This is a genomic window from Arthrobacter sp. 05L421 (genome assembly GCF_056397785.1).
Genome location: NZ_JBFTOC010000010.1, coordinates 55,075 through 82,064 on the forward strand (window position 1 = coordinate 55,075; position 26,990 = coordinate 82,064).

The following is a 26,990-nucleotide window of genomic DNA, read 5'->3' on the forward strand; positions in this document are numbered from 1 at the left end:
GCGATAGGGCAAGGATTTCGAGTCTACTGCGGCGGCGGCCTTTTCCCGCCAGCCGTTAAGCCCGCCCGGCTCCCCGGGCAGGGGTGTTGGCGCTCAGAGGACATCGACGCCGCCGAGCTCCATTTCGGCCACGGCGTCGTCCAGGTCGTCGGCGATTCCGACCGTCAAACCGCGCAGCACTGTGACGGAGTAGCCGGCCTGGACGGCATCCAGGGCGGTCGCCTTGACGCAGTAGTCCGTGGCGATCCCGACGACGACGATGTCCTCCACGTCGTGGCTCTGCAGCCAGTCATCCAGTCCGATCGCGTCCTCGCCAGCGGCGGAATCACTGGCAGCGAAAAGACTCCCGGCTTCGTCGGAATCGGTGCCGGAATCGGTGTCGGTGCCGGGAACGGGCATGGCGCCCGGTTTGCGGTCCCCGGTGGGGACGTCGTCCTCCGGGGCCAGGAGGCCTTCGAAGCCGGAGTACGCCGCGGCAAACTGGCCTTTGCGGAAGTACGCCTGGATGTGTTCGGGGTCAAGGTCGGGATGCAGTTCGGCCCCGCGGGTGCCCGCCACGCAATGCGGCGGCCAGCTGTCCACGAAATCGGGTTCCTCCGAGAAATGCGCACCGGGATCGATGTGCCAGTCCTGCGTGGCCAGGACGTGGTCAAACTGGCCGTGGTGTGCGTCAACATATTCGCTGATTTCCCCGGCGAGGTTCGCCCCGCCGTCGACCGGCAGGGCACCTCCCTCACAGAAATCGTTTTGGACGTCAACGATGATCAGGGCGCGGGACATTTAGTCCTCCTCGTAGATGGTGGGGATGGCCGCCTCGCCGCGCTGCAGCCGGTTGACCACCGCGGGAAGCTCCCGCATGGTCTCCGCGTGGCGCCGGCTTGCGCGCTGGACCCCCTCGGGGCCGGTCCACCCGGGCAGGAGCTCGCCGTTCTTGACGAACTGCTTCAGCAGCGGCCGGTCATTGCCGTCATCCTCCGGGTGGTGGCCGACGCCGACGATTTCCGCTGTGGCGGTTCCGCGCTCGTTGAGCTTGCGCAGGGCATACTTCCGGCCGCCCTTGCTGGCTTTGTTCTTGGCGGCCTTGGCGACCGAGATGAAGTCTCCGGTGTCGTCGGTGCGGCTGACGAGCTTGTAGACCATGCTCGCCGTCGGTGCCCCCGAACCGGTCACGAGCGAGGTGCCCACGCCGTAGGAGTCCACCGGGGCGGACGCCAGCGCCGCGATGGCGAATTCGTCGAGGTCAGAGGTCACCACGATCTTGGTGCGGTCATTCCCGAGTTCGTCGAGCAGTTGCCGCACCCACTGGGCCTGGGCCACGAGGTCACCGGAGTCCAGCCGGACAGCGCCCAGCTTGTCGCCGGCGAGGTCGACGGCGGTGCGGACGGCCGTTTCGACGTCGTACGTATCCACCAGGAGCGAGGTGTCCGGTCCGAAGGCGGCAATCTGGGCCTCGAAGGCCTCACGCTCACTGTCATGGAGGAGGGTGAAGGAATGGGCGGCCGTGCCCACCGTCTTCAGCCCGTAGCGCAATCCGGCCTCCAGATTGGAGGTGCTGTCGAACCCGGCGATGACCGCGGCCCGGGCAGCGGCGGCCGCCGATTCCTCGTGCGTCCGGCGCGACCCCATCTCGATGCACGGGCGGGTTCCGGCCGCGGAGATCATCCTGGAGGCGGCCGAGGCGATCGCGCAGTCGTGATTGAGCACGGAGAGCAGGTACGTCTCAAGGATGCAGGCCTCGGCGAACGTGGACTCCACGATCAGCACGGGGGAGTTCGGGAAGTAGGCCTCGCCCTCCGGATAGCCCCAGATGTCGCCGGAAAAGCTGTAATCGGCCAGGTACTCCAGGGTCTGGTCGTTGACCACCTTGGTGCGGCGCAAGTAGTCCAGTTCCGGCTCGCCGAAGCGGAAGTTCGCGATCCCCTCCAGCAGCCGGCCGGTGCCGGCCACGATCCCGTAGCGGCGCCCGTCCGGGAGCCTCCGGGCAAAGGCCTCGAAGACCGATTTCCGGTGGGCCGCGCCCGACTGCAGAGCCCCCTGCAACATGGTCAGCTCGTAATGGTCGGTGTACAGGGACGTGCGGGGACGGTCCCAGCCAGCAGAGGTACTCACAAATTCACTCTAGTGTGCATCCCCATAGAATGGACAGATGACCCTCAGCGTTGCGCTCGGCCCCGACACCCGGGAGAGCACCCAGACCGGAACAGTGACGTCCGGCGACGTGCTGACCGCCCCGGACATCCCCTGGAACCTCGTGATCTGGAACGATCCCGTGAACCTGATGAGCTACGTGAGCTTCGTGTTCCGCAGCTACTTCGGTTACTCGGAGGCCAAGGCCAACAAGCTCATGATGGAGGTCCATAAGAAGGGCCGCTCGATCGTGGCGCACGGCAGCAAGGAGCAGGTGGAGCAGCACGCCGTCGCCATGCACGGCTACGGCCTCTGGGCGACGGTGGAAAAAGCCACGGGCGGCAACGCAGGCGGCTCCGGCAAAGGCAAGGGAAAACGTGGCTAAGGCATTCAAATACGGGCTCAAGGGCATCAGGGGCCATCTTGAGCCGGCGGAACGGGAACTGCTGCGCAGCCTTTTTGACGATGTGATCTCCATGCTGGAGCCGGAGGAGCGCGCCAACGAGGACCCGCTGGCGGCCCTGGTGGGGCTGGACACCGAAGCCCGCGAACCCTCGGACCGCGCCCTGCGCCGGCTGCTGCCGAACGTCATGAAGAACGACGACGCCGCCTCCCTTGAGTTCCGCCGGTACACCGAACGGTCGCTGCGCGAAAACAAGATCGGCGCGCTCAAGGCGGCCGCCCTGAGCCTGGACCGGGAACACCTCGTCCTGACACCCGACGACGCCCGGCACTGGGCCACCGCGCTCAACGATGTCCGGCTGGTGCTGGCCGAACGCCTCGACATCCGTGATGACGCCGACGCCGACAACGTCCACCTCATGCAGGACTGGGCCCAGGCCGAGGACGTGGAAAGCTACCTGGCCCTCGTGTACAACTTCACCACCTGGCTGCAGGAGTCGCTGGTCCAGGCGATGGTGCACTCGCTCGATGCCCGGCGCTGAGCCCGAGCGTGTGACCCATGAGACACGAGTTGCACGCCACAATGTGATGGCTGCCCAGCAGGCGTTGTCCTATCCTCGAATAATCATGACTTCAGCATCGAGTATGGATCCGGCAGTGGCTGCTGCGGACTCCCCAGCGAGCAGCACCGCAACCGGCCCCACGGGGCCCGAACCGGCATCCGCGCTGGGGTCACGCCCCATCGGCGTCTTCGACTCCGGCGTCGGCGGCCTCACGGTGGCCCGGTCGATCATCGACCAGCTGCCCAACGAATCCATCCTGTACGTCGGCGACACCGCGCACGGGCCCTACGGCCCCCTTCCCATCGCCGAAGTCCGGGCCAACGCCCTCGGCGTCATGGACGAGCTCGTGGATTCCGGCGTAAAGCTGCTGACCATCGCCTGCAACTCCGCGTCCGCCGCCGTGCTGCGCGACGCCCGCGAACGGTACACGGCCCGTTACGGGATTCCGGTGGTCGAGGTGATCCAGCCGGCCGTCCGGCGTGCCGTCGCGGCAACCCGCACGGGCCGGGTGGGCGTGATCGGGACCTCGGCCACGGTGGGCTCGCGCGCCTACGAGGACACCTTCGCCGCTGCCCCGGATTTGTCGATCACGTCCGTGGCCTGCCCGGCGTTCGTGCCCTACGTGGAAGCAGGGATCACCACGGGACCGGAACTGCTTGCCGTCGCCCGCGAGTACCTGGCGCCGCTCATTGCGGCCGGCGTGGACACCGTGGTGCTCGGCTGCACCCACTACCCGCTGCTCACCGGCGTGATCTCGTTCGTCCTGGGCGAGGACGTCACGCTGGTCTCCAGCGCCGAGGAAACGGCCAAGGACGTCTACCGGGCGCTGGCCTCCCGGGGCCTGGAGCGCACCGACGCCGCGGCCCCCGAGCACAATTTCATCGCCACCGGCGACGCCGCCCAGTTCGAGCACCTCGCGCGGCGCTTCCTCGGCCCCGAGGTCCTCAGCGTCCGGCACGTCGACCACGTCGCGGCGCAGTACCCCACGGGCAGCCTCGCCCGGATCACCCCGGAGATGATCGCCGCCGCCCAGGCCGCCACCTCGCAGGCCGGTGCCGGCCGGCCGCGGATATCCAACTTCGTGGGCGGATCCGCGGGCGGGGGAAAGCTGCTGTGAAGCTGACCATTGTGGGCTGTACCGGGTCCTTCCCGGGCCCGGGCTCGCCGGCGTCGTGCTATCTGCTGACCGCCAACGACGGCGAGCGGAACTGGAAGATCGTCCTGGACCTCGGCAGCGGGGCGCTCGGCGCCATCCAGCGCTACACGGACCTGGAGGACATTGACGCAATCTTCCTCACGCACCTGCACCCGGACCACTGCATGGACCTGTGCGGGCTCCACGTTGCCGTGCGCTGGAAGCCGGGCGGCTGGGGACGGGGCAGGATTCCGGTGTGGGGGCCCGCCGCCACCGCTGACCGGATGGCCACAGCCTACGGCCTGGACCTGGATCCTGGCATGCACGAGGAATTCGACTTCAGCAACTGGTCCGAGCGCAAGCCGGTGAGCGTCGGCCCGTTCACGGTGACGCCCTACGCGGTGAACCATCCCGTCGAGGAGGCCTACGCCCTCCGTGTGGAGGTCACCGAGCCTGCCAAGGACGGCACGCCCGTGACCCGCGTCCTGAGCTACTCCGGGGACACGGACTCCTGTGCGGGCCTTGAGGACGCAGCCCGCGACGCCGACCTCTTCCTGTGCGAAGCGGCGTTCGAGGAAGGCCGCGACGACGACATCAAGGACGTGCACCTGACCGGCAAGCGGGCCGGGGAGGCCGCCGTGGCCGCCGGAGCGCGGCGACTGCTGCTGACGCACATTCCCGTCTGGACGTCCCCCACCACCGTCATGGCCGAGGCCAAGGACGTCTTCGGCAAGGACGTGGCCGTCGCCGTCGCCGGTGTGCACTACACCGTCTAGCTGACCGCCACCGTACAGCTGGCCGCCACCGTACAGCTGGCCGGCGGCGCCGGCGGGGGCGGGTGAGTCGATAAGCTAAAGGCATGACTTCCCAAGCTCCCAGTGTCCCCGTCATCCGCGCCGACGGCCGTACCCCCGACCAGCTGCGCCCGATCAGCATCACGCGCGGCTGGTCCAAGCAGGCCGAGGGTTCGGCCCTGATCGAGTTCGGCAACACCCGGGTCCTGTGCACGGCCTCCCTGACCGAAGGCGTGCCGCGCTGGCTCAAGGGCGAGGGCCGCGGCTGGGTCACCGCCGAATACGCCATGCTGCCCCGGGCCACGAACACCCGCTCTGACCGCGAGTCCGTCAAGGGCAAGATCGGCGGCCGCACCCACGAGATCTCCCGGCTGATCGGCCGCTCGCTGCGCTCCATCATCGACACCAAGGCTCTCGGCGAGATCACGATCGTGCTGGACTGCGATGTCCTGCAGGCCGACGGCGGCACCCGCACCGCGGCCATCACCGGTGCCTATGTGGCACTCGCGGACGCCATCCGTTTCGCCCGCGAGAAGAAGATGATCGGCCGCAACGCCGAGCCCCTGATTGACACGATCGCCGCCGTGTCCGTCGGCATCATCGACGGCGTGCCGATGCTCGACCTGCCCTACGTCGAAGACGTGCGCGCCGAGACCGACATGAACGTCGTGGTGACCGGCTCCGGAAAGTTCGTGGAGGTCCAGGGCACCGCCGAGGGCGCACCCTTCGACCGCGACGAGCTGAACAAGCTGCTGGACCTGGCGCTGCTGGGCACCGAGCAGCTCGCCGCCATCCAGCGCGACACCCTGGCGGAGGCCCCGTGACGCAGGCGCCGTTCGCGGACCGGCCGGCCGCTGACGGCCCGGCCCCGCGGCTGGTCCTGGCCACCCACAACAAAGGCAAGCTCCGGGAACTCCGCGAGCTGCTGCGTGGCCAGGTGCCAGGCCTCGACGTCGACACGCAGGTGGTGGACGCCGGTGCCGTCGGTGCCCCCGACGTCGCCGAGACCGGCGTGACCTTCGCGGAGAACTCGCTGCTGAAGGCGCGGGCCGTGGCCGAGGCCACGGGGCTCGTCGCGATCGCCGACGACTCCGGACTAGCCGTGGACGTCCTTGGCGGCGCACCCGGGATTTTCTCCGCGCGCTGGTCCGGCCGGCACGGCGACGACGCCGCGAACCTGCAGCTGCTGCTCGCCCAGCTGGCCGACGTGCCGGATGAGTACCGCGGGGCCGCGTTTGTCTGCGCCGCGGCGCTGGCCGTGCCCGGGTCCTCGCCCGACGGCGGCCGGGAAGTTGTGGAGTACGGGCAGCTGGAAGGGACACTCCTGCGGGAGCCGCGCGGGGAGGGCGGTTTCGGCTATGACCCGGTCCTGCAGCCGAGCGGGCTGGACCGCAGCTGCGCCGAGCTCAGTTCCGAGGAGAAGAACGCCATCAGCCACCGGGGCCACGCGTTCCGGGCGCTCCTGCCGGCCATCGTCGAGACTCTGGCCGGTAAGTAGCCGAGCCACACACCGGCGAGGCGGAAGACGAAGGAAGGCGCCCCACACGGTGGGGCGCCTTCCTTGTTAACTGGGGCGCACTGCTGTGCCGGGATACGGCGTCTTTGACTACGGGGTCCGGCGCTCTTCTTCCGGCTCATGCTCCTCGATGAACTCATCCACCACGCCCGTGCCGTACTCCTCGGACTGTCGCTTGGCGATGACACCCCGGATGACCTCAATGGCGATCGGTATCACGGAGACCAGCACGATGGCGATGAAGATGATGTCCAGGTTGTCCTTGACCCAGGGCACCTTGTCCCCGAGCAGGTAGCCCAGAAGCGTGACGCCGCCGCCCCAGAGGACTGCGCCGATCACGTTGTAGGTGAAGAATTTGCGTTTGCTCATCTGCGCGACGCCCACGATCACCGGGACGAAGGTGCGGATGATCGGGACGAACCGGGCCAGGATCAGGGCCTTGCCGCCGTGCTTTTCGAAGAAGGCGTGTGCGCTGTCCACGTTTTCACGCTTGAACAGCTTGGAATTGGGCCTGTTGAACAGGGCTGGTCCCGCCTTGGATCCAATCAGGTAGCCCACCTGGTTGCCGACGATCGCGGCGACGATGATGAGCGCGGTCAGGACCCAGATGTTGACCTGGATGGTGCCGGTGGCCACGAGCAGCCCGGCCGTGAACAGCATGGAGTCCCCGGGCAGGAAAAAACCGATCAACAGCCCCGTTTCGGCAAAGATGATGCCGCAGACAAGGAGGACCACCCACGGCGCGAAGGCCGGATTCGCCAGGAAAACCTGCGGGTTGAGCCAGTCTGGCAGGAAGGAGGCCAGCTGCGGCTGGACGGGGCCGGCGCCGCCAAGGGCGGACACGGCGAGGTCGCTCATTGCTAGTACGTTCACCCGTTAAGGGTACTTGACGGCCGCCGGCCGGCCCCCGGGTGCCCTTCCCGGTGCGGGAGGCGCCGCCCGCGGGCGGTAAAGTTGGGCCGTGACTTTGGACTTTACGGCGATCGACTTTGAGACCGCGAACGGCTTCCGCGGTTCACCGTGCGCTGTTGGCCTGAGCAAGGTGCGCGGCGGCGTCGTCGTCGAGGAAGCCTCCTGGCTCATGCGGCCGCCGGAAAACCATGACACCTTCGATCACCACAACGTCCGGATCCACGGCATCCGGCCGGACCAGGTGGCGGGACTGCCGCGGTTCGGTGAGCTGTTCCCGGAGATCGGCGCGTTCATCGGCGGCGACGTGCTGGCGGCCCACAATGCGGGGTTCGATCTCGGTGTGATCCGCTCTGGGCTCGAGGTGTCCGGGCTGGCCGGGCCGGCCTACGACTACGTCTGCACGGTGATCTTGTCCCGGCGCTGTTACTCCCTGGTGTCCAATTCGCTGCCCTATGCCGCCGAGGAGGCAGGCGTCCCGCTGGTCAATCACCACGATGCCGCCGAGGACGCCCGGGCCTGTGCCGGCATCCTGATCGACATCGCCGCCCGCAACGGGGCGGCGAGCATCGCCGAACTCTATCTGTCCCTGGGCCTCACGGTCTCGCACCAGCCCGCCTTCGACCCCCGGCGCGACCCGCTGTCCAAGGCCACCCTCGCAGCGCTGGACGCGCTCGCCGGGGGAACTGACGGCGCACCTGTTGGCCGGCGGTTCGTGGCCGGATGGCCGGAGGAAGGCCCCAACCCGGTGCCCAATGCCGCCGCCAGCCCGGACCATCCGCTGTTCGGCCAGACCGTCGTGTTCACCGGCGAACTGGCGATTCCCCGCCCCGAAGCCAAGGTCCGCTCCGCCGAGCTGGGCGCCCGGCCTGAAAGCCGGGTCACGGCCCGCACCACCGTCCTGGTGGTGGGCGACGGGTTTGTGGCCGCGGACCTGCGCTCCGGCCGGCTCACGGGCAAGGCGCGCCGCGTCCTGGAACTGCACGACCGCGGGCAGCGGATCGAGGTCTTGTCCGAGGGTGAATTCCTCCAGCTGGTCGGCGGACACTTGGCGGCAGCACCCTTCTGAACTTTTCCCGCCTGAGCCGGTCCTGGCTGAACCGGCCCTGCCGGAGCCGGGCCCGGCTGAGCCAGCCTTGCCTGAATCCGCGGTCACATGGCGCAACAATCATTCCCGCCCCGGCGCGCCCGCTCGTAGCCTTGGGCGATGAGCAAACCCACGGATGCACAGACTCCCGCAGTGCCCTCGAAGTCCGTGCCCTCGAAGTCAGTGCCCTCGAAGTCCGTTCAGCCGCGCGGCGTTGACTGGCGGTGGGTGTTCGCGTTCCCCAACCCGGTGAACGAATACGCCGCCCGGATCACCGCTGCCCTGGTGGTGGCGCTGTCCGCGGTGACCCTGCTGACCGGTTTCGGCTGGGGGCTCGCCATCATCGCGACCGGGTTCTGGCTGCGCGTGCTCTTCGGCCCCCGGATCTCGCCCCTGGCCCTGCTCTCGGTCAAGGTCCTGACGCCCTGGCTCGGCCGGACCCGCCTCGTTCCCGGCCCGCCAAAGCGCTTCGCCCAGGGCATCGGCGCAGCCGTGTCGACGGCGGCCGCGTTGCTGCTGGCTGCCGGCCTTGCGCCTGCGGCGTGGGTCCTGCTCGCGGTGCTGATAGCCGCCGCGTCCCTTGAGGCGTTCGCCGGGTTCTGCCTTGGCTGCACCATTTTCGGTTTCCTGCAGCGCCGCGGACTCATCCCCGCGGACGTCTGCGAAGCCTGCAACAACATCTCGCTCCGGGGCGCCTAGGATCCGCAACCAGACCCGGACATGTCCCGGCGATGCGGCCACCAGCGATGGAACATGTCCTTCGGTGCGCTGATAGAGCGCCGGACATGTCCCGCGGAGGCTCTGGCGGCCGGACATGACGGCAATATGTCCAGTCCCCGCCGCCGGAGATGCGCATGTCCTTCGGTGCGCTGATGGAGGCCCGGACATGTCCCGCGGAGGCTCTGGCGACCGGACATGATGGCAATATGTCCAGTCCCCGCCGCCGGAGATGCGCATGTCCTTCGGTGAGCAGATGGAGCGCCGGACATGTCCCGCGGAGGCTCTGGCGACCGGACATGATGGCAATATGTCCAGTCCCCGCCGCCGGGGATGGGCATGTCCTCGTTGCGCGGCATTGGCGGATGGACATGTTCTTTGCACTGGGGCGCCACGGGGCATGCCCCGGGGACAGTTGCCCGGTGACGCTACGCGCCGGTGACGGCCGCCAACCTCGACGCCATGCCCCGGATGACCTCCGGCGCCTCGAGTGCCGCCAGCCAGTCGGCCGGCAGGCACCGCTCGCCGTAGTAAGCCCCCAGGATGTTTCCGGCGATCGACGCCGTCGAGTCGCTGTCCCCGCTGTGGTTCACCGCCAGCGCAATTGCCGCCCGGAAATGCGACTGGGCGTCGGCTTCGGCAGGGCCGGCGTCCGCCGTTGCCGGCTCGCCATCTGACCCCGTCTCCGGCTCCGGAACAGTGGCCAGCACGGCGTACAGCGCCACGGCCAGGGCTTCCTCGGCCACCCACCCCTCGCCGAGTTCGCTGACCAGGTCCTCGGGGCTGAGCACGCCTCCGCCGCCGGGCAGGTCGCCGGCCAGCCGCAGGGCTGCCTCCAGCCGTGCCACAACATCCGGATCCGGATCCTCGCCCTTGCGCAGGATGCCGCCGCGCAGGTGCCCGAGGGCCGATTCCGCCGCTTGGCGCAAACCGTGGCCGGAGGACAGGGCGTGGATGACCAGGCTGAACATTCCTGCGCTCTGCCGTGCCGCGGGGTGCCCGTGCGTCAGGGACGCGGCATCGGCACTGAGCTTGTAGACCGTTTCGGGTTCGAGATGGGGGATCAGGCCGAACGGGGCCGAACGCATCACGGTGCCGCAGCCTTTCGAATCTGGATTGACCGGCCGCTTCACGGTGCCCATCTCGCCCGTGGCGAGTCCGCTCAGGCACGCCTTGCCGGGCGAACGCCGGTTCTTCAGGACGGCCTGGGCATCGATCCAGCGCGGCGGCTGGAACGGGGCCGACGACGGCACTGCGACGCCCTGGGTGGCGAGCCAGCGCAGGTATGCGAGCCACAGGCACGCGTTGATGTCCGATGCCACGCCGTCGTTCGCCCATTCCAGCGCTTCTAGGAGGCCGTCCGCGGTGTACAGCGTCATTTGCGTGTCGTCCGAGAACGGGCTGCCGGCGTCGAGCGCAGAAAAGTCCTGCAGGCCCGCGGGGCCAAACCGGGCCCGGATCGCGGAGATGTCGTCGAACTCGACGGCGTAACCCAGTGAATCACCGAGCGCACCGCCAAGCAGGCAGCCGTGGATGCGCGAGCCGTGGGCCGGTGCTGGGGAGTGTGGCTGGCCGGGTGATGGGGCGGGTGCGGGGCTGGTCCCGGGCTCGGTGCTCATGCCCTCAAATTTACCCGGCGCTGCCCCGCACTCTGCAATGCCGCCGAGGCTGCCCCGGACTCTGCAATGCCGTCGTCCCAGCCCCGAGGACCCTGCCCGCACGCTGCAATGCCGGCTAATGCCGGCTAGTGCCGCCGACCCAGTGCCGCCGACCCAGTGCCGCCGACCCAGTGCCGCGGACCCAATGCCGCTGTACCAGCGCAGCTGTCCCCAATCCCGCGGGCGGCGGATGCGGAACGCCGGTAGGGTGCTGTTAGGACCCGTCCAGCGGTCAGGCGAAGCAACCGCCGGCGGCGTATCCGTCCGGCAGCGGAGGAAACGAATGCGCGAACCAGCGTGGCGGAAGACCGGGACCACCCCCGATTACAGATTCTCCCTGGCCAACGAGCGGACGTTCCTGGCCTGGATCCGGACATCCCTGGCCCTGATTGCCGGAGCCCTCGCGATTGACCAGCTGGCTCCCGAGATCGCCCCCGGACCCGTGCGGATCGCGTTGTGCGTCGTCCTCGCGTTCCTCGGCGCAGGCCTGGCCGCCTTGTCCTACCGCCGGTGGGGACTCATGGAGGCTGCCATGCGTAACAACCAGGAGCTGCCGTTCTCCGGCGTGATGCTGGTGATGACCATCGGCGTCGCGGCCGCGGCGCTGGTGTTCGCCGCCCTGATCCTGGTGGCGCGGTGAGGCCTGAGGCGGTCCGGGATCCCGGACTGCAGCCCGAGCGGACATCCCTGTCTTGGCGCCGGACGCTGCTGACCCTGATCGTGGCGGACCTGCTGATCTGGCGCAGCTGGGCGCTCGCGGGGTCCCGCGGAGGCGTTCCGGGGCCGGTTGATTTCCTTGGGGTCTGCGCGCTGGCCGCCATGGCCGCGACGCTGGTGGTGGCTGTGTGCGTGCTGGTCCGCGGGCGGGAGCTCCGGCGCTCCAACGCCGCGCCGCCTGCTGCGCTCCTGCGCTGGGCCGCCGCCGCCGTCGTCGCCCTTGCCGCCAGCGCCGTGGCCGCGGTCGCCCTGGGGCACTGAACTGGGGCACTAGGCCAGAATCCAGCGAACATCCAGATTCCGCTGGCAGACTGCTGGCGGACCCATTCTCCCGGGCGGCCGAGGCCGCACCCGGACCACCGCCCGGCGGCGGGCCAGCGACGCCGCAACTGCAGCCCCAGGCCGCGCCGCCACCAGCAAAGGAATCCTCACTATGACCCTGCTTGTGCCAGCCCGCGAATCCGTTGGCGTCCAGTCACCGGCCGCCAGCGGCGTTTCGCCCCGGCCCCGACTCGTGGCCCGGCTCTCCGCTGAGGCGCTGGGGACCCTGATCGTGGTGGTCGCAGGCCTGGGCGTGCCGCTCTTCACCATTCCGCAGTCCAACCCGCTGCCCGCCGCACTGGCCGCCGGCCTGGCGCTGACGGCCGCGATGCTGGCCGTCGGCTACGTCTCCGGCGGCCACTTTAACCCCGCCATCACCGTGGGCAACGCCATCGCCGGCCGGATCCGGCTGGCCGACGCCGCCGCGTACATCGGCGCGCAGCTCGTGGGCGCCGCGCTCGGGGCCGTTGCCCTGTTCGGCGTCCTGCGCACGATTCCGACGATCAACGACAGCCAGGGCGCATTCGCCACCGTGGCGGCCGGATTCGGCGAGCACTCGATCATCCAGGTGCCCATGGCAGGCGTTCTGCTCGTGGAGGTCCTCGGTACCGCCCTGCTCGTGGCCGTGTTTCTGGCAACGACGGCCAGCCGGAATCCTGCCAGGGCGGCTGCCCCCTTCGCGGTGGGCCTGACGACGGCGATGCTCCTGCAGCTGGGCCAGGCGCTTGGCAATGTTCCCTTCAACCCGGCCCGGGCCACGGCCTCGGCCATCTTCAGCGGCCCGGACGCGCTCGGGCAGCTGTGGCTGTTCTGGGTGGCGCCGGTGGTCGGCGCGGCCGTCGCCGGGCTGGTTTTCCGCGGCTTCGCCCAGAGCACTGTTCAGACAGGGCGGACCACTGACCCGGCCGGCGCAACGCTCACCGACGCCGACTTGGACGACGCCGATGTGAACTCCGACTTCGACGACGCGGACTTCAATGACGCGGAGCTGACCGACGGCCTGGACGACGGCCAGAAGGTCGGCGCCGGCCACAGGGGCAACGGGAGGGTCGCCGCCGCTTCGGCGCCCGACCGCACCGTAGCCCAGGACGACGAGGCCCGCAGCTTCTTCGACCGCAAGGGTGGAAAGTAGCAACACCTCCGGACCTCCTTTGACTTCGGTCACCCTTCCGGGGTGGTGGCGCAAGAGTGTCGGTGCCAGCCGATACCGTAGGAATATGCGGTTATTGCACACCTCCGACTGGCACTTGGGCCGGTCCTTCCACGGCATCGGCATGCTCGATGCCCAGCGAGCCTTCGTCGACCAGCTCGTGACCTTTGTCCGGGAAGAGAGCGTGGACGTCGTCCTCATCGCCGGGGACGTCTATGACCGCGCACTGCCGGGAGTCGACGTCGTCGGCCTGCTGGATGACGCTCTGGTGCGCCTCACGGGTGCGGGCGCCCAGGTTGTCCTGACCAGCGGCAACCACGACTCCGCCATCAGGCTGGGGTTCGCGTCGCGGCTGCTCGAGCGCGGGGGAGTGCATCTGCGCACCCGGCTGAACGAACTGGACCAGCCCGTGCTCTTTCCACTCGGGGACGGCGCAGGGGACGATACGGCGCCGGTGCTGGCCATCTACGGGATCCCCTGGCTGGAGCCCCGGCTGGTCGCCGAGCAGCTGGGCGTCGAGACCGCGAGCCACTTCGAGGTCACACGCGCCGCCACCGAACGGATCCGTGCAGACGTGCGGCACCGGAGCCAGACCCGGACCGTCCATTCGGTGGTCCTGGCGCACACTTTCGCCAGCGGAGGCATCAGCTCTGACAGCGAACGGGATCTGAGCATCGGGGGCGTCGGCGCCGTTCCGTTGGATCTCTTCGACGGCTTTGGCTACACGGCGCTGGGCCACCTGCATGGCCGGCAGGAGCTCTCCCCGGCGGTGCGCTATTCCGGCTCGCCGCTGGCATACTCCTTCTCGGAGGCGAAGCACAAGAAGGGCAGCTGGCTCGTGGAGGTCGACGCCGACGGAATCGGCGGGGTGCGCGAAGTGCAGTGGGAAGCGCCCCGTGCCCTCGCCGTGCTCCGCGGAAAGCTGGATGACCTCCTCGCGTCGGAGGACTTCGCCTGGGCGGAGGCCGCCTACTGCCAGATCACGCTGACGGACGCCGCCCGCCCCGCCCAGGCGATGGACCGCCTGCGGGCACGGTTCCCCGACACCCTGGTGCTTGGCTTTGATCCCGATGGCTCCGGCGCGGCGCCGAAGGCCAGCTACAGCAGCCGGCTGGCCGAAGCCGAGGATGACCTCTCCGTCTGCTGCGGATTCCTCGATCACGTCCGCGGCCGGCCAGCTTCCGACGCCGAAGCCGCCGTTCTCACCGAGGCGCTCGAAGCCGTGCGCCTGGAAGGGGTCTCCCTGTGAGGATCCACCGCCTCGAGATTGCCGCCTTCGGCCCGTTTGCCGGCACGGAGCGGATCGACTTCGACCGGCTCAGCGCACACGGACTGTTCCTGCTCAATGGCGCCACCGGCGCGGGCAAGACGAGCGTCCTGGACGCCATCTGCTTCGCCCTCTACGGATCGGTTCCCGGGGCCCGGCAGGACGGGAAGCGGCTGCGCAGCGACCACGCAGAGGCCGCCACCGAGCCCCGCGTCACCTGTGAGTTCTCGGCCAAGGGCCGGCATTTCGAAGTCTCCCGGTCGCCCGCCTGGGACAAACCGAGCGCCCGGGGCAAGAACGGTTTCACGGTCCAGCAGGCCCATACACTGCTCCGCGAACGCGTCGACGGCGCGTGGCTGGAGAAGTCCGGCCGGAACGATGAGGCCGGGGCCGAGATCATCGATGTCCTGGGCATGAACCGGGACCAGTTCACGCGCGTGGTCATGCTGCCGCAGGGCGACTTCGCGGCGTTCCTGCGCTCCAAGGCATCTGACCGCCTGGAGCTGCTGCAGAGCCTTTTCGGCACCCAGCGCTTTGAGGCCGTGGAGCAGGAACTATCCCGGCAGGCGCTGACCGCCAAAGCGGAGGTCGCAAGCCTCACCACAAAGCTTGACCTGCTCCTGGCGCAGGCCGAGGCTGAAACCGCGGTACTTGAGCTCGACCCCGCAGATGCCCCCGGCAGGGACCAGCCCGATGCCCTGCTGGCCTGGCTAGAGAACGCCGCGGCAACAGCCGCGGAGGGCCGGCGGGCCGCCGCCGCGGCAGCCGAGAACCACGCCGCTGAACATGCCTCCGCGTTGGAGGCCGCCAACGCGCGGGCAAACCGCCACGCCAAACTTGCCGCCGCGGAACTGCGGCGGCTTGACGCCGACGCCGCCGCCCCTCTGCTGGCGGAGAAAGCCGCCGCCCTCGGACTGCACCGCCAAGCCGAAGTGCTTGGCGGCCAACTGCAGGCCGTGGACAGCGCCGCGGCAGCGGAGGAACGGGCAGGAACAGCCCTGCTGGAGGCCGCGCGCACGCTTCGGTCCGCGGCACTGACGGACACGGAGCTCGCGGGGCAGGACCTTCTCATCGGCGCAGGGAGGGGGAAGGCGGACGACGCCGCCGCCGGCCCGCACGCCGCGCTGGACAGCGCAACCGTCCGGAGCACCCTGACACGGCTGCGGTCCCTGCAGGCCGTGCTCACCGAACGCCTGCCCGACGAATCCCGGCTCGTCGGACTTACTGAACGCCGCGGCCGGCTGCGCCAGCAGTTGCAGGAGCTGGAATCCGGTCAGCGGACCGGCGCCACTGCCCTGGCCGCCCTGCGCTCCGAGTCGGTGGCCCTGTCCACCGGAATCCGTCCCCTCGAGGAACTTGCTGCGGAAGTCCAGCTGCGCACCAAGGAGGCCACGGCAGCTGACGAACTCGTGACCATCGTTGGCCGCTTCCTCGCCGCCGAGGCCGAGTGCTCGGCAATCGCTGAACAGCACGCCGCAGCCCGGAACGTACACCAGGACCGGAGGCAGCACTGGCTGGACCTCCGGGAGCAACGGCTCACGAACGCCGCGGCCGAGCTCGCCACCCAACTTCTCGCCGGAGTCCCATGCCCCGTCTGCGGCAGCCCGGAGCACCCGGCACCCGCCCCGGCCGCAGCCTCTGCCCTGGCCGTCGCCGAGGCTGAAAAGGCAGCGCAACTAGCCAGCGACACGGCGGAAGAGACCTTCGCTGCCCTCGGACGCGAGCTCGCCGACGCCCACCAAAACGTCGCCGTCCTGGCAGCCCAGGGCGGCAGCACACCTCCCGAGGAAGCCCGCTTGGAGGCGGCACTGGCCCGGGAACGGGCCGAGGATGCCGCCCGCGCCGCCACGGACCTTGCCGCCAGCCGGGCCCGTCTGGCAGAACTCGAGGCGGCCATCGCCGCCGCGGACCGGGCGCAGGCCGACGCCGCCTCCGGCATCGCCCAAACGCAATCCACGATCGCCGAGATCGACGAACAGGCAGAGGCGCTGGAACACTCCCTGGACAAGCTGCGCGCCAGCCACGCGACGCTCGAACAGCGGATCGCCGCCCTGGCATCAACCGCCTCAGTCCTTGAACACGCGGACGCCGCGCAGTCGGCCCTCGAACTGGCCGCCGCCCGCACCGCGGAGGCACGCCGACAACTTGAGCAGGCCCTGCCCTCAGCCGGTTTCAGCACCGCAGCGGCGGCGCGGGAAGCGCTGCTGCCGGCCCCGGCGGCAGCAAGCCTCGAAACGGCCATCCGGGCCGGACACGACGAAGCCGCCAGGATCCAGGAACTGTTTGCCGGCGAGGACCTCGCCCTGGCGGCGGCCGAGCGGGCCGCCGGGGAGCTCGTCAGCGACGCCGCCCTCGAAGCGCTCAGGACGGAAGCGGCGGCGGCCGGCCGGAAAGCAAGGGAAGCCGTGCTGGCGGCCGGGCTGGCGGAAAACTCGCTCCGGACCCTCGGACGCATCGCCGTTGATTACGCGGAACTGGCCGCCGCCGGCAGGGAACCGCGGGACCGGGCCGCGCTGCTCGCCGCCGTGGCCGACGCCGCCAAGGGCGGAGGCGACAACACCTACCGCATGAGCCTGAACAGCTACGTCCTTGCCGCCCGGCTTGAGCAGGTGGCCGTCGCCGCCTCGGAACGCCTGATTGGCATGAGCGACGGCCGCTACACGCTGCGGCACACCGACGCTAAGGCCGCGCGCGGCGCGAAGTCCGGCCTCGGCCTGGAAGTCGTGGATGAGTGGACCGGCCAGCGCCGGGACACCGCCACCCTCTCCGGCGGCGAGTCCTTCATGGCCTCACTGGCGCTGGCCCTCGGGCTGGCAGATGTGGTGCAGCACGAGTCCGGCGGCGTCGACATCGAGACCCTCTTCGTGGACGAGGGCTTCGGCAGCCTCGATGAGCAGGCGCTGGAACAGGTCATGGACGCCCTCGAAGGCCTCCGCGACGGCGGCAGGGTAGTGGGGCTCGTGAGCCATGTGGCGGAAATGAAGCAGCGCATCGGCACCCAGCTCCAGGTGGTCAAGGGCCGCAGCGGCTCCACCCTGCACATCAGCGACGACACCCGGGCCTGAATCCCTGTCCTGACCCCCCTTGTCCTGAGCCCAGGCCGCAGCCGGCCAGCCCGGACTGGCCGTCCGGGCATCAGCTATCATTGATCTGTTACCGGGTCGCGCGCATCGGGAGGAGGGACGATGCGCATTATTGAGCGAACCCGGAAACCATGAACCCTTCACCGTCTTCTTTGGCGTCTACTCTTGACGCCCCCATTTCGACCGACGCCCCCACTGCGACTGCGCTGCCGGCCCCCGAGTCGGCCAAGGGCGGCCGCTTCGCGCGGCTGCCGCTGCTCGCCGGCCGCAGCTTCATCCCGCTGGGTCTCTTCGCCCGCCTGCCGCTGGCCATGCTCACTGTCGGTGCCCTGACGCTCGTCACTTCCGTCACGGGCTCCTACGCCGTTGGCGGCGCCGCGGCCGGTGCCGTCGGCATCGGTTCCGCACTGGGTGCTCCCGTCCTGGGCGTCCTCGCCGACCGGCTCGGCCAGCGCCGCGTGCTGCTTGTATCCGCCATTGCCAACACCGTGGCCGTCGTAGCCCTGATCCTCGCGGCGTACCTCATTGCCGGGGCGCAGGACCTTGCCGCCGCCGTCCCCGTGCTGGCCGCGGCCTTCGTAGCCGGGGCCAGCTGCCCGCAGGTCGGTCCGCTGGCCCGGGTCCGCTGGATGGCCCTGACCTCCCGGACCTCCGGGCGCGGGGCGGCCGCGAACGCCGCTGACCTGGACACGGCCCTGTCCTATGAGAGCACCGCCGACGAGCTCACCTTCGTGCTCGGCCCGGCCCTGGTCGGCATCCTGGCCAGCCTGCTCGCGCCGTGGCTGCCGCTGGCCCTGGCCGCGGCACTGACTGTTGTCCTGGTACCCGCCTTCGCCGTCCACCCCACGCACCACGCGGTGGTCCGCACAGCACGGCGCCCGTCCTCCGGCCAGGCAGCTGAACCGGCGGCCGCATCGGCCTCCGGTGTGGTTCCCGCAGCGGCAGGGGACAGGCACGCGGACGCCCGCACGGCGGCCCAGCGTGCCAGGACCTTCGCCGCCGTCGCCCTGCCCGTACTGGCGATGGTGTGCATGGGCACGTTCTTCGGCTCCACCCAGGCCTCCCTGAGTTCCTTCTCCGCCAGCTTCGCCACGTCCGAGCTCGCGGGCCTGCTCTACGCCGCGATGGGACTGAGCTCTGCGGCGGCCGCACTCTCGGTCGCGTACTGGCCCCGCCGCCTCACGGTGAACATCCGCTGGATTGCGTGCGCGGGGCTCATGGCAGGGCTCGCAGCACTGCTGTTGCTGCCCACGACGGCGCTGCCCATGGTTCTCGTGCTGCTGGTCCTGGGCCTGCCGGTGGGCCCGCTCATGGTCACAGTTTTCGCCATCGGCGGCCTCGTAGCTCCGGCCGGAAAGCTTGGCACGGTCATGACGGCCCTGGCCAGCGGCATTGTCGCCGGCACCGCGCTCGGATCCTCCATCGCCGGGCAGCTGGCCCAGAACTTCGGCTATTCGACGGCGTTCCTGGTTCCCGTGTGCGCCGCCACGGCGCTGTTCCTGCTGGGAACCGCAGCCGCCGTCGTACTCCGGCAACGCGGACGGAAGACGACGCCGGCCGCCTAAGCCCCCAACTAGCTCGCAGCAGGGGCCGTTTTGAGGGCTGAAAACGGCCCCTGCTGCCAGTCAGGTGGGCCGGCAGGTTCTAGCCCAGTTGCGCCTCGATCCGCCGCGCGGCCTCCGTGAGCGCCCCGGCGACCTCGTCCGGATCCTGCGCGGCGCGGATATACACGACGGCGAGGGCGGCCGGCCGCCCGCCCGGCACGCGCAGCGGCACCGCGATGGAGGACACCCCCGGAATCACCTCGTCATGGCTGGCGGCAAAGCCGCGGCGCCGGGCCTCGGCCGCTTCGGCCCGGTACGGGATGCCCGGGACCAGCGCCCGCCACTCTTGTTCCGGGAAGGCGGACTGGATGGCGATGCCCGGCGCCCCGGCGCTGATGGGATGCCGCGACCCAGGGTGCTGCACCACCGCGGCGCCGCTGTGCCGCGGGTCCACCGTCACCAGCGTCACACACTCCTCCCGGTCCCAGACCGCCACAAAGGCGCTCATGGTCAGGGTGTTGGCCAGCACGGTCAGCTCCGGCAAGGCCGCCGACTGCAGGTTGCGGGAGACCCCGCGCGCCAGGACCGCCAGGCCCGGGCCGGGCTGGACGCGGCCGCCGTCGTCCCGCACCAGCAGCGAGTGGTCCTCCAGGGTGCGCAGGATCCGGTAGGCCACGGAGCGGTGGACGCCCATAGCATCGGCGAGTTCGGCAATCGTGAGCGGCTGCTGCGCCTCGGCCAGGATCTCCAACGCCCTGATGCCGCGGGACAGCGTCTGGGACGGGGAAGCCTGGGCAGTGCCGTCGTTCGGGGTCATGGGGTACATCCTAGGGGTGGGGATGCCGGCGTGCCGGGCAACCCTTGTGTTCCGGCTCACGGTCCGCTAGCGTTCTATATGGGAACTACTTGTTCGATTATAGAACAACACCGTACCCAAAGCACAGGTCAACCACACCACGACCGAACAAGACCGCATCGAACGCGAGGGATCAGTGATGATTGCCAAGCCACGCGACCACGCCGGCGGTGTCCGGGGCCAGGGCGCGCTGTCTGCCCCGCGGGCCAACCACTTCCGGGGGAGTCTTGGCAGGTTTGCCACCGGCGTCGCGATCGTGACTTTCGACGGGGTCACCAAGCGCCACGGCATCACCGTAAACTCCTTCACCTCAGTGTCCATGGAGCCTCCGCTGGTGCTGGTCAGCATCGCCCGTGCTGCCAGGGCCCACGATGAACTCGCCGATCGGCCCTTCACGGTGAATATCCTCGGCGCCGAGCAGCGGCACCTGGCCATGCATTTCGCCGGCCGTCCCGGCCCCGAGCCGCTGTGGGTGGAGGGGGACACCGCGCCGCGGCTGTCCAATGTCCTCGCCTATTTCGAATGCAAGCCGTGGGCGGCGTACGACGGCGGCGACCACACCCTCTACGTGGGCGAGGTGGTGGACTTCAACTACCGCAACGGCGATGCCCTGGCGTTCGCCAACGGCACATTCACCACCATCCCGGAAAGCCAGCTGGGCATGGAGGACCTGCTCTAGCGCCGCACGACATCCATTTAACACAGCATCCAATCAACACAGCTCAGCTCAGTTCAACGACGACTGGAGGAAGACCAATGGGTATCCGCACCGGACGGCAGTACCTGGACAAGCTCAACGCCATGACCCCGCATGTCGTGATCGACGGCGAGGTGGTCAGCGAGAAGATCGCCGAGCATCCGGCTTTCCGCAACGTGGCCCGCTCCTACGCCAAACTCTTCGACATGCAGCACGACCCGACGTACCAAGAGGCGCTCACCTACTCCTCGCCCAGCACCGGGGACCTGGTCAACGCCTCCTTCCTGGTGCCCAAGACCATCGAGGACCTCCAGCGCCGCCGCCGCGCCATCTCCACGTGGGCCGAGTCCTCCAACGGCTTCCTGGGCCGCTCCGGGGACTACATGAACTCCGCGCTCACCGCGCTGGGCACGGCCGGGAAGTGGTTCGCGCAGGCGGACCCCAAGTTCGGCGAGAACATCCGTAACTACTACGAGTGGGCCCGGGAAAACGACGTCCTCGCCACGCACACCCTCATCCCGCCGCAGGTCAACCGCTCGGTTTCGGGCTCGGAGCAGCTCGGCGGCCAGCTCTCGGCCCGGATCGTGGAGGAGCGCGCGGACGGGATTGTTATCCAGGGCGCCCGGATGCTCGCCACCATCGCCCCGATTGCCGACGAACTGCTCGTGTTCCCGTCCACGGTCCTGCGGGGCACCCCGGAAGACGCGCCGTACTCCTACGCGTTCGCCATTCCCAACGATGCCCCGGGCCTGCGCTACCTCTGCCGTACCTCGCTGTACAACGGCGGCAGCACCCACGACGAGCCGCTGGCCTCCCGCTATGAGGAAATGGACGCCGTCGCCGTCTTTGACCACGTCTTCGTGCCCAGCGAGCGCATCTTCATGCTCGGCAACCCGCAACTGTGCAACAGCTTCTACACCGAAACCGGCGCCGGGGCGCTCATGACCCACCAGGTGGTCACCCGCACCATCGCCAAGAGCGAGTTCTTCCTGGGCCTGGCGTCGGAACTGGCCGAGGCGATCGGCATCGACGGGTTCCAGCACATCCAGGAGGACATCGCCGAGCTGATCATCGACGTCGAAATCGGCAAGGCGCTGGTCCGCGCCTCCGAGGCCGACGCCGGACTCAACGATGCCGGGGTCATGCTGCCGAAGTGGTCCACGCTGAACGCGGCCCGCAACTGGTACCCGAAGATCGCCCAGCGCTTCCCGCAGATCATCCGGAAGTTCTCGGCGTCGGGCCTCATGGCACTGCCGGGCGAGGCGGACCTCAACAGCGAGGCCCGGGCGGACATCGAACTGTACCTGCAGGGCAAGACCCTCACCGGCCCCGAGCGCGTCCGGCTGTTCAAGCTGGCCTTTGACGCCTCGATTTCCGGGTTCGCCGGGCGCCAGTCGCTCTACGAGTACTTCTTCTTCGGGGACCCGGTCCGCATGGCCGGCGCCCTGGTCAACACCTACGACCGCGAACCGGTCCGGGCCAGGGTCCGTGAACTGCTCAACCGCAAGGACTGACCCGCGCAAGACACTCCCCGCGACTATGTGTGCCCTATCACACATCTCATAGTATTATTTGGGGATACTAACTGACCGTTCGATCAGTAATTCGAGGGCTGGCAATTTCCGCGGCCAGCACTCAAGAGGCACCAGCTAGTCACTTCGCACCCACTTTGGGCAGTACCTCTGCCCCCAGCAACGGAGTTCCAATGACCGTAACTTCATCCGTAGATTCCGAGGCGGGTCCCAGCAGCAAACATGAGGAACGAAAGGTCCTCGCCGGGACCCTGGTCGGCACCACCATCGAGTGGTACGACTTCTTCATTTTTGCCCAGCTGACAGCCACGCTGCTGTCGCCGCTGTTCCTCGCCCCGCTTAACGCATCCGACCCGGGCCTGGCGCAGATCCTGTCCTTCGCCCTCATCGGCATCAGCTTCCTGTTCCGCCCGCTCGGCGCGATCATCGCCGGCCACCTGGGCGACCGCCTCGGCCGCAAGGCCATGCTGGTCTTCACGCTGGTCATGATGGGTGCCGCCACCGCGCTGATCGGCGTGCTGCCCACTTACGCGCAGATCGGTGTCTGGGCCCCGATCCTGCTCATCACCCTCCGCGTCATCCAGGGCTTCTCCGCCGGCGGTGAATGGGGCGGCGCTGCCCTGATGGCCGTCGAGCACGCACCCAAGAGCAAGCGCGGCCTGTTCGGTGCCTACCCGCAGATCGGCGTTCCGGTCGGCATGATCCTCGCCACGGGCCTGCTGTACTTCCTGAACACGTCCATGTCCAAGGAGGACTTTGCGTCCTGGGGCTGGCGTGTGCCGTTCCTGCTCTCGATCGTGCTGATCGTCGTCGGCTACCTGATCCGCCGCGCCGTGTCCGAGAGCCCGGTCTTCAAGGAGATGGCTGCCCGCAAGGAAGAGAGCAAGGCGCCGCTGGGCGAGCTCATCCGCAAGCACAAGAAGGCCGTCCTCTACTCCACCATGATCTTCATCGGCAACAACGCTGCCGGCTACCTGTTGATCGCGTTCTTCATCTCCTACGCCACCAAGTCCCTCAAGATGCCCACCCCGCAGATCCTGCTGGCCACCACGCTGGCTTCCTTCGGCTGGCTCATGTTCACGCTGGTCGGCGGCTGGCTCTCGGACAAGATCGGCCGCGTCAAGACCTTCCTGATCGGCTACGGCATTGTCTTCGCCTGGATGATCCCGATGTTCGCCCTCATCGACACCAAGGACATCGTGCTCTACGGCGTCGCGCTGTTCGTCCTGACCATCGGCCTGGGCCTGTCCTACGGTCCGATGTCCGCCATGTACGCCGAGATGTTCCCGGCGAACGTGCGCTACTCGGGCATCTCGATCGGCTACGCCTTCGGTGCCATCCTCGGCGGCGCGTTTGCTGCCACCATCGCGGAAACCCTGCTGCAGGGTACCCACTGGACCGGGTCGATCGGCATCTACATCATGGTCCTCTGCGTCATCTCCGCGATCGGCGTCCTCCTGGCCGGGGAGACGAAGGGCCGCCCGCTCGGCGTCAGCAGCCACCACTAGGGGCCACCACATGCAACGCGGGGTCACTTCGCGCCCATCCAGATCATTCGGATGGGCCGCAAGTGACCCCGCGTTGCTTTTTTATGGCGGGCTTAGACGCCCAGGAAGCTGATGGCGCCCTGCTTGAAGGCGCGGCTGGTGATGGCGTTGGTGTGGTTGCGGCCCGGCAGCACCAGCTGTTCGACCATGCCGCCGGCCTTGGCGCCGAGGGCGGCGAGCTCCGGCATGGTGGCGGCGCGGTCGTCCTTTTCCCCCGCCACGAGGAGCATCGGCATGCGCGGCACGGCTTCGGCGGGGTCGTACGGCTCGGTCTTGATCGCCTCGACCAGGGACAGCAGCGCGAAGATGTTGTTGCTGGGCAGCAGCATGGCCATCTTCAGCAGCCCGGCGGTGGATTCGTCCGCGATGGGGGTGCCGTCGGCCAGGTACCGCTGCGCGGCGATCAGGTCGAAGTCCGCCAGCGGGTCGGCGACGTTGGGGCCGCCCAGGACCAGCCGGTGGACCAGCTCGTGCTGGGTGGCGCCGAACTCCCAGGCCAGCCGGGATCCCAGCGAATAGCCGATCACGTCCAGCCCGCTGGCGGGGTCGCCGTCGCGCAGGGGACGCGCGCCGGCGTCGAACACTATCTGCAGCAGGTCCGCACGGATCCGGCTGGGGGAGTAGGAGTCCATGTCTTCCGGCGCCCCGCTGCGGCCGTGGCCGGGCAGGTCCACGGTGATGACGCGCCGGCCGGCCTCCAGGAGCGCGGCAAGCCAGCCGCTGTCCTCCCAGTTGAGCTTGGAGGAGGAGGAGAAGCCGTGCAGCAGCAGGACCGGACGGAGCCCGGCGTCGTTCTGGGGCTCGTGCACCTGCATGTACAGCTGGGGGTCGGTGCCCTCCACGGTGTGCGAATGCAGTTCGCCGGTGTGTCTGCCGCTCATGCTCTCAGTCCTCATCAAGTACGGCGCTCAGGCGGACCCGGCGCTTTGGTGCCTCTTCCTTCGGGACCGTGCCCACGATGCCGGCGGTGTTGTCCGGCACCTCAAACACAATCAGGGGCTCGCCGACATTGATCTTGTCGCCGGGCCCGCCGTAGATACGCACTACCTTACCTGCCTGCGGGCTGGGCAATTCAACGGCCGACTTGGTGGTTTCGACCTCCACCAGCGGCTGGTTGCGCTCCACCTGCTCGCCCGGTGAAACCAGCCATTCCAGCACGGTTGCCTCGATCAGGCCCTCGCCGAGATCGGGGAGCGGGAAGGAAATTTCAGCCACGTTTGTACTCCAATACTCGCTGGATGCCGAAGAGGATCCGGTCAATGTTCGGGATGTATTCATCTTCGAGGTCGCCGGAGGGGTACGGGACATCGAAGCCGGTGACGCGCTCCACCGGGGCCTTGAGGGTATCGAAGCAGCTCTGGGTGATCAGCTGCGCCACCTCGGCGCCGAGGCCGGAGGTCAGTGGCGCTTCGTGGACGACGACGGCGCGGCGCGTCTTGCGCACGGAGGCGGCCAGCGCCTCGGCGTCGATCGGCTTGAGCCAGCGCAGGTCCAGGACCTCGATGTCGATCCCGTCTTCGGCGGCGAGCTCGGCCACCTGCAGGCAGCGGGAGACCATGGCGCCCCACGCGACGAGCGTGAGGTGGCGGCCTTCGCGCATCACCTTGGCACCGGTGGGGGAGCCGCCGTCGTGTATAGCCACCTCGCCCTTTTGCCAGTACCGCGACTTCGGCTCCATGAAGATCACCGGGTCCGGCCGAGTGGCGGCGTACTTGAGCAAGTGGTAGGCCTCATGCGGGTTCGACGGCGAGACCACTTTGAGCCCGGGAACGTGGGCGAAGAGTGCTTCCAGGCTTTCGCCGTGGTGTTCGGGGGCCCGGATGCCGCCGAAGCTGGGCACGCGCAGGGTGATGGGCATCGGCATGGTGCCCCGGCTGCGGTAGTTCACCCGGGCGATCTGGCAGACGATCTGGTTGATCGCCGGGTAGGCGAAACCGTCGAACTGGACCTCGGGAATGGGGTGGAACCCGGCCATCGCCAGGCCCACGGACATGCCGAGGATGCCGGATTCCGCCAGCGGGGTGTCAAAGACGCGCTGCGCGCCGTGCTTGGCCTGCAGCCCGTCGGTGATGCGGAAGACGCCGCCGAGCCGGCCGCAGTCCTCGCCGAAGATGACGGCCTTGGGGTTGTCTGCAAGGACCTCGTCCAGGGCGCGGTTCAGCGCCTGCTGCATCGACATCACGGTGGTTGATGCGGGGCTGGCGGTGTTCTCGGCAGTGTCGTCGGCAGTGCTTTCGCCGCTGGCGCTGGCGCTTGCGCTTTCGAGAATCGAGTTAGACATGTTCGGACTCCTCGCGCCAGTTGGCGGCCTGGGCCTGCAGGGCCGGGGTGGTTTCCTGGAAGACCAGGTCAAACATTTCAGTGCCGGGCCGGGAGCCGAGCGCCTGGATGCCCGTGCGGATCTGCTCCTCTTCAGCTTTGGCCGCGGCCAGCGCCTCGGCGAAGAACGCCTCGTCCGCGATTCCGTCGGCCAGCAGCTTCTGCCGGAGCCGCTCGAGCGGGTCGGTGCCGGCGCCGTCGCGTTCCTCGTCCAGGGAGCGGTAGCGGCCCGGATCATCGGCGGTGGAGTGCGGGCCGCGGCGGTAGGTCATGGCCTCGATGAGCACCGGGCCGTTGCCGGAGCGGGCATGCGCGAAGGCGCGGCGGGTCGCCTCGAGGACCGCGACGACGTCGTCGCCGTCGATCTTCAGCCCCGGGATTCCATAGCCCGCGGCGCGGGCGGCGACGGAGCCGCCGGCCACCTGCCGTTCGGTGGGGACCGAGATGGCCCAGCCGTTGTTCTGGACGAAGAACACCACCGGCGCCTTCATCACGGCGGCGAAGTTCATCGCCTCGTGCACGTCGCCTTGCGAGGAGGCGCCGTCGCCGAAGTAGGTCAGGGCGACGCCGTCTTTCCCGTCGAGCGTCTGGCCGTGGGCCCAGCCGACGGCGTGCAGGACGGACCCGGCGACGACCGCCTGGATCGGGGCGAGCCGGGATTCCATCGGGTTGTAGAGGCCGCCGTGCCACGTGGCCTTGTGGGTGGACATGTAGGCCACCATGTCCACGCCCATGGTCCGGGCGACGCCCATTTCGCGGTAGGTGGGAAAGACGAAGTCCCGGGCGGTGTCCACGGCGTAGCCGCTGCCCACCTGGGCTGCTTCCTGGCCGAGTTCGGGGGCGTAGCCGGGGATGATGCCCTGCCGTTGCCAGGCGATGGCCGAGGTGTCGAGGTGCCGGACGGCCACCATCAGCGAATAGAGCTCTCGGAGCTCGTCGGCAGTGAGCGGCCCGGCAGCGCTGCCGGAAGCCACGGGGGGAAGTGTGTCCATGCCTGTGACCCTAGTCACCGGCGGCGGGGTGGGCAATCAGCCTAGGTTGGGGTGCCC

The 26,990-nt window shown here is 69.0% G+C and carries 26 protein-coding genes; 17 read left to right on the forward strand and 9 right to left on the reverse strand.

Annotated elements, in window-relative coordinates; genetic code table 11:
• Window positions 1–93: 93 nt before the first annotated feature.
• Together AC1DKQ_RS13075 and AC1DKQ_RS13080 are read right to left on the reverse strand one after the other, a co-directional pair.
• Window positions 94–780, reverse strand: coding sequence for an isochorismatase family protein (locus tag AC1DKQ_RS13075; protein WP_476885629.1), 687 nt, complete (start codon window positions 778–780; stop codon window positions 94–96).
• Complete coding sequence (locus tag AC1DKQ_RS13080; RefSeq protein WP_476885630.1) at window positions 781–2,109, reverse strand: nicotinate phosphoribosyltransferase; 1,329 nt, start codon at window positions 2,107–2,109, stop codon at window positions 781–783.
• A 37-nt stretch (window positions 2,110–2,146) separates the two neighbouring features.
• Here AC1DKQ_RS13080 and clpS point away from each other — a divergent pair, with 37 nt between their 5' ends.
• The 6 genes from clpS (at window position 2,147) to rdgB (ending at window position 6,519) form a co-directional block, all read left to right on the forward strand.
• Window positions 2,147–2,512, forward strand: coding sequence for an ATP-dependent Clp protease adapter ClpS (gene clpS, locus AC1DKQ_RS13085; RefSeq protein WP_377985169.1), 366 nt, complete (start codon window positions 2,147–2,149; stop codon window positions 2,510–2,512).
• Window positions 2,505–3,071 carry a DUF2017 domain-containing protein gene (locus AC1DKQ_RS13090; RefSeq protein WP_476885631.1) on the forward strand — a complete coding sequence of 189 codons (567 nt, stop codon included), beginning with the start codon at window positions 2,505–2,507 and terminating at the stop codon, window positions 3,069–3,071. Before clpS ends, AC1DKQ_RS13090 begins: the two co-directional genes overlap by 8 nt.
• 103 nt (window positions 3,072–3,174) lie before the next feature.
• On the forward strand, window positions 3,175–4,209 hold the full coding sequence (gene murI / locus AC1DKQ_RS13095; RefSeq protein ID WP_476885668.1) for a glutamate racemase: 1,035 nt from the start codon (window positions 3,175–3,177) through the stop codon (window positions 4,207–4,209).
• On the forward strand, window positions 4,206–5,003 hold the full coding sequence (locus AC1DKQ_RS13100) for an MBL fold metallo-hydrolase (RefSeq protein WP_377985166.1): 798 nt from the start codon (window positions 4,206–4,208) through the stop codon (window positions 5,001–5,003). Before murI ends, AC1DKQ_RS13100 begins: the two co-directional genes overlap by 4 nt.
• Window positions 5,004–5,086: 83 nt before the next feature.
• On the forward strand, window positions 5,087–5,845 hold the full coding sequence (gene rph, locus AC1DKQ_RS13105; RefSeq protein WP_377985165.1) for a ribonuclease PH: 759 nt from the start codon (window positions 5,087–5,089) through the stop codon (window positions 5,843–5,845).
• Window positions 5,842–6,519 (forward strand): RdgB/HAM1 family non-canonical purine NTP pyrophosphatase, encoded by a 678-nt coding sequence (rdgB, locus tag AC1DKQ_RS13110; protein ID WP_476919206.1) that lies wholly within the window; start codon window positions 5,842–5,844, stop codon window positions 6,517–6,519. Before rph ends, rdgB begins: the two co-directional genes overlap by 4 nt.
• A 108-nt stretch (window positions 6,520–6,627) precedes the next feature.
• On the opposite strand, the gene AC1DKQ_RS13115 is transcribed toward rdgB, so the two are convergent.
• Window positions 6,628–7,395 carry a VTT domain-containing protein gene (locus AC1DKQ_RS13115; protein WP_476885669.1) on the reverse strand — a complete coding sequence of 256 codons (768 nt, stop codon included), beginning with the start codon at window positions 7,393–7,395 and terminating at the stop codon, window positions 6,628–6,630.
• A 103-nt stretch (window positions 7,396–7,498) separates the two neighbouring features.
• Here AC1DKQ_RS13115 and AC1DKQ_RS13120 point away from each other — a divergent pair, with 103 nt between their 5' ends.
• Together AC1DKQ_RS13120 and AC1DKQ_RS13125 are read left to right on the forward strand one after the other, a co-directional pair.
• Window positions 7,499–8,515: a 3'-5' exonuclease gene (locus AC1DKQ_RS13120; RefSeq protein WP_476919207.1), complete on the forward strand. Its 1,017-nt coding sequence runs from the start codon at window positions 7,499–7,501 to the stop codon at window positions 8,513–8,515.
• 138 nt (window positions 8,516–8,653) lie between these two features.
• Window positions 8,654–9,232, forward strand: a complete 579-nt coding sequence (locus AC1DKQ_RS13125; RefSeq protein WP_476919208.1) for a DUF4395 domain-containing protein — start codon at window positions 8,654–8,656, stop codon at window positions 9,230–9,232.
• 446 nt (window positions 9,233–9,678) lie between these two features.
• Here the strand turns inward: AC1DKQ_RS13125 and AC1DKQ_RS13130 are convergent, their stop codons facing one another.
• Window positions 9,679–10,869 carry an ADP-ribosylglycohydrolase family protein gene (locus AC1DKQ_RS13130; RefSeq protein ID WP_476919209.1) on the reverse strand — a complete coding sequence of 397 codons (1,191 nt, stop codon included), beginning with the start codon at window positions 10,867–10,869 and terminating at the stop codon, window positions 9,679–9,681.
• A gap of 322 nt (window positions 10,870–11,191) precedes the next feature.
• On the opposite strand from AC1DKQ_RS13130, the gene AC1DKQ_RS13135 reads away from it, so the two are divergent.
• The 6 genes from AC1DKQ_RS13135 to AC1DKQ_RS13160 all read left to right on the forward strand — a co-directional run bounded on the left by AC1DKQ_RS13135 (window position 11,192) and on the right by AC1DKQ_RS13160 (window position 19,011).
• On the forward strand, window positions 11,192–11,548 hold the full coding sequence (locus AC1DKQ_RS13135; RefSeq protein ID WP_476919210.1) for a YidH family protein: 357 nt from the start codon (window positions 11,192–11,194) through the stop codon (window positions 11,546–11,548).
• Window positions 11,545–11,886 (forward strand): DUF202 domain-containing protein, encoded by a 342-nt coding sequence (locus AC1DKQ_RS13140; protein WP_476919211.1) that lies wholly within the window; start codon window positions 11,545–11,547, stop codon window positions 11,884–11,886. Before AC1DKQ_RS13135 ends, AC1DKQ_RS13140 begins: the two co-directional genes overlap by 4 nt.
• A 172-nt stretch (window positions 11,887–12,058) precedes the next feature.
• Window positions 12,059–13,078, forward strand: coding sequence for an MIP/aquaporin family protein (locus AC1DKQ_RS13145; protein WP_476919212.1), 1,020 nt, complete (start codon window positions 12,059–12,061; stop codon window positions 13,076–13,078).
• An 85-nt stretch (window positions 13,079–13,163) separates the two neighbouring features.
• Window positions 13,164–14,345: an exonuclease SbcCD subunit D gene (locus tag AC1DKQ_RS13150; protein WP_476919213.1), complete on the forward strand. Its 1,182-nt coding sequence runs from the start codon at window positions 13,164–13,166 to the stop codon at window positions 14,343–14,345.
• Window positions 14,342–17,428: an AAA family ATPase gene (locus AC1DKQ_RS13155; protein WP_476919214.1), complete on the forward strand. Its 3,087-nt coding sequence runs from the start codon at window positions 14,342–14,344 to the stop codon at window positions 17,426–17,428. Before AC1DKQ_RS13150 ends, AC1DKQ_RS13155 begins: the two co-directional genes overlap by 4 nt.
• A gap of 149 nt (window positions 17,429–17,577) precedes the next feature.
• Window positions 17,578–19,011 carry an MFS transporter gene (locus AC1DKQ_RS13160; protein ID WP_476919215.1) on the forward strand — a complete coding sequence of 478 codons (1,434 nt, stop codon included), beginning with the start codon at window positions 17,578–17,580 and terminating at the stop codon, window positions 19,009–19,011.
• A 79-nt stretch (window positions 19,012–19,090) separates the two neighbouring features.
• Here AC1DKQ_RS13160 and AC1DKQ_RS13165 read toward each other — a convergent pair whose 3' ends face one another.
• Complete coding sequence (locus AC1DKQ_RS13165; protein WP_476885643.1) at window positions 19,091–19,807, reverse strand: IclR family transcriptional regulator; 717 nt, start codon at window positions 19,805–19,807, stop codon at window positions 19,091–19,093.
• 178 nt (window positions 19,808–19,985) lie between these two features.
• Here AC1DKQ_RS13165 and AC1DKQ_RS13170 point away from each other — a divergent pair, with 178 nt between their 5' ends.
• The 3 genes from AC1DKQ_RS13170 (at window position 19,986) to AC1DKQ_RS13180 (ending at window position 23,583) form a co-directional block, all read left to right on the forward strand.
• Entirely contained in the window at window positions 19,986–20,525 is a 540-nt protein-coding gene (locus AC1DKQ_RS13170) for a flavin reductase family protein (protein ID WP_476885644.1), read from the forward strand.
• 77 nt (window positions 20,526–20,602) lie between these two features.
• Complete coding sequence (gene hpaB / locus AC1DKQ_RS13175; protein ID WP_476919216.1) at window positions 20,603–22,057, forward strand: 4-hydroxyphenylacetate 3-monooxygenase, oxygenase component; 1,455 nt, start codon at window positions 20,603–20,605, stop codon at window positions 22,055–22,057.
• A 191-nt stretch (window positions 22,058–22,248) separates the two neighbouring features.
• A complete protein-coding gene (locus AC1DKQ_RS13180; protein WP_476919217.1) occupies window positions 22,249–23,583 on the forward strand; it encodes an MFS transporter in 1,335 nt (444 codons plus the stop codon).
• 92 nt (window positions 23,584–23,675) lie between these two features.
• Here AC1DKQ_RS13180 and AC1DKQ_RS13185 read toward each other — a convergent pair whose 3' ends face one another.
• The 4 genes from AC1DKQ_RS13185 to AC1DKQ_RS13200 are packed head-to-tail and all read right to left on the reverse strand — an operon-like array spanning window position 23,676 to window position 26,933.
• Window positions 23,676–24,503, reverse strand: a complete 828-nt coding sequence (locus AC1DKQ_RS13185) for an alpha/beta fold hydrolase (protein ID WP_476885647.1) — start codon at window positions 24,501–24,503, stop codon at window positions 23,676–23,678.
• A 4-nt stretch (window positions 24,504–24,507) separates the two neighbouring features.
• Window positions 24,508–24,837: a biotin/lipoyl-containing protein gene (locus AC1DKQ_RS13190; protein ID WP_018775751.1), complete on the reverse strand. Its 330-nt coding sequence runs from the start codon at window positions 24,835–24,837 to the stop codon at window positions 24,508–24,510.
• On the reverse strand, window positions 24,830–25,903 hold the full coding sequence (locus tag AC1DKQ_RS13195; RefSeq protein WP_476919218.1) for an alpha-ketoacid dehydrogenase subunit beta: 1,074 nt from the start codon (window positions 25,901–25,903) through the stop codon (window positions 24,830–24,832). Before AC1DKQ_RS13195 ends, AC1DKQ_RS13190 begins: the two co-directional genes overlap by 8 nt.
• The gene (locus tag AC1DKQ_RS13200) at window positions 25,896–26,933 is read right to left on the reverse strand and encodes a thiamine pyrophosphate-dependent enzyme (RefSeq protein ID WP_476919219.1); all 1,038 of its coding nucleotides are present in this window, start codon (window positions 26,931–26,933) and stop codon (window positions 25,896–25,898) included. The genes AC1DKQ_RS13195 and AC1DKQ_RS13200 overlap by 8 nt, the downstream gene beginning before the upstream one ends.
• Window positions 26,934–26,990 lie beyond the last annotated feature (57 nt).

Bases quoted from the DNA above. Each gene is read 5' to 3' on its own strand.
- AC1DKQ_RS13125 (WP_476919208.1), top strand. From the start codon at position 8,654: ATGAGCAAACCCACGGATGCACAGACTCCCGCAGTGCCCTCGAAGTCC.
- AC1DKQ_RS13160 (WP_476919215.1), top strand. From the start codon at position 17,578: ATGAACCCTTCACCGTCTTCTTTGGCGTCTACTCTTGACGCCCCCATT.
- AC1DKQ_RS13150 (WP_476919213.1), top strand. From the start codon at position 13,164: ATGCGGTTATTGCACACCTCCGACTGGCACTTGGGCCGGTCCTTCCAC.
- AC1DKQ_RS13075 (WP_476885629.1), bottom strand. From the start codon at position 780: ATGTCCCGCGCCCTGATCATCGTTGACGTCCAAAACGATTTCTGTGAG.
- AC1DKQ_RS13135 (WP_476919210.1), top strand. From the start codon at position 11,192: ATGCGCGAACCAGCGTGGCGGAAGACCGGGACCACCCCCGATTACAGA.
- hpaB (WP_476919216.1), top strand. From the start codon at position 20,603: ATGGGTATCCGCACCGGACGGCAGTACCTGGACAAGCTCAACGCCATG.
- AC1DKQ_RS13195 (WP_476919218.1), bottom strand. From the start codon at position 25,903: ATGTCTAACTCGATTCTCGAAAGCGCAAGCGCCAGCGCCAGCGGCGAA.
- AC1DKQ_RS13165 (WP_476885643.1), bottom strand. From the start codon at position 19,807: ATGACCCCGAACGACGGCACTGCCCAGGCTTCCCCGTCCCAGACGCTG.
- clpS (WP_377985169.1), top strand. From the start codon at position 2,147: ATGACCCTCAGCGTTGCGCTCGGCCCCGACACCCGGGAGAGCACCCAG.
- AC1DKQ_RS13170 (WP_476885644.1), top strand. From the start codon at position 19,986: ATGATTGCCAAGCCACGCGACCACGCCGGCGGTGTCCGGGGCCAGGGC.
- AC1DKQ_RS13145 (WP_476919212.1), top strand. From the start codon at position 12,059: ATGACCCTGCTTGTGCCAGCCCGCGAATCCGTTGGCGTCCAGTCACCG.
- AC1DKQ_RS13115 (WP_476885669.1), bottom strand. From the start codon at position 7,395: ATGAGCGACCTCGCCGTGTCCGCCCTTGGCGGCGCCGGCCCCGTCCAG.
- AC1DKQ_RS13185 (WP_476885647.1), bottom strand. From the start codon at position 24,503: ATGAGCGGCAGACACACCGGCGAACTGCATTCGCACACCGTGGAGGGC.
- AC1DKQ_RS13200 (WP_476919219.1), bottom strand. From the start codon at position 26,933: ATGGACACACTTCCCCCCGTGGCTTCCGGCAGCGCTGCCGGGCCGCTC.
- rph (WP_377985165.1), top strand. From the start codon at position 5,087: ATGACTTCCCAAGCTCCCAGTGTCCCCGTCATCCGCGCCGACGGCCGT.
- AC1DKQ_RS13130 (WP_476919209.1), bottom strand. From the start codon at position 10,869: ATGAGCACCGAGCCCGGGACCAGCCCCGCACCCGCCCCATCACCCGGC.
- AC1DKQ_RS13180 (WP_476919217.1), top strand. From the start codon at position 22,249: ATGACCGTAACTTCATCCGTAGATTCCGAGGCGGGTCCCAGCAGCAAA.
- murI (WP_476885668.1), top strand. From the start codon at position 3,175: ATGGATCCGGCAGTGGCTGCTGCGGACTCCCCAGCGAGCAGCACCGCA.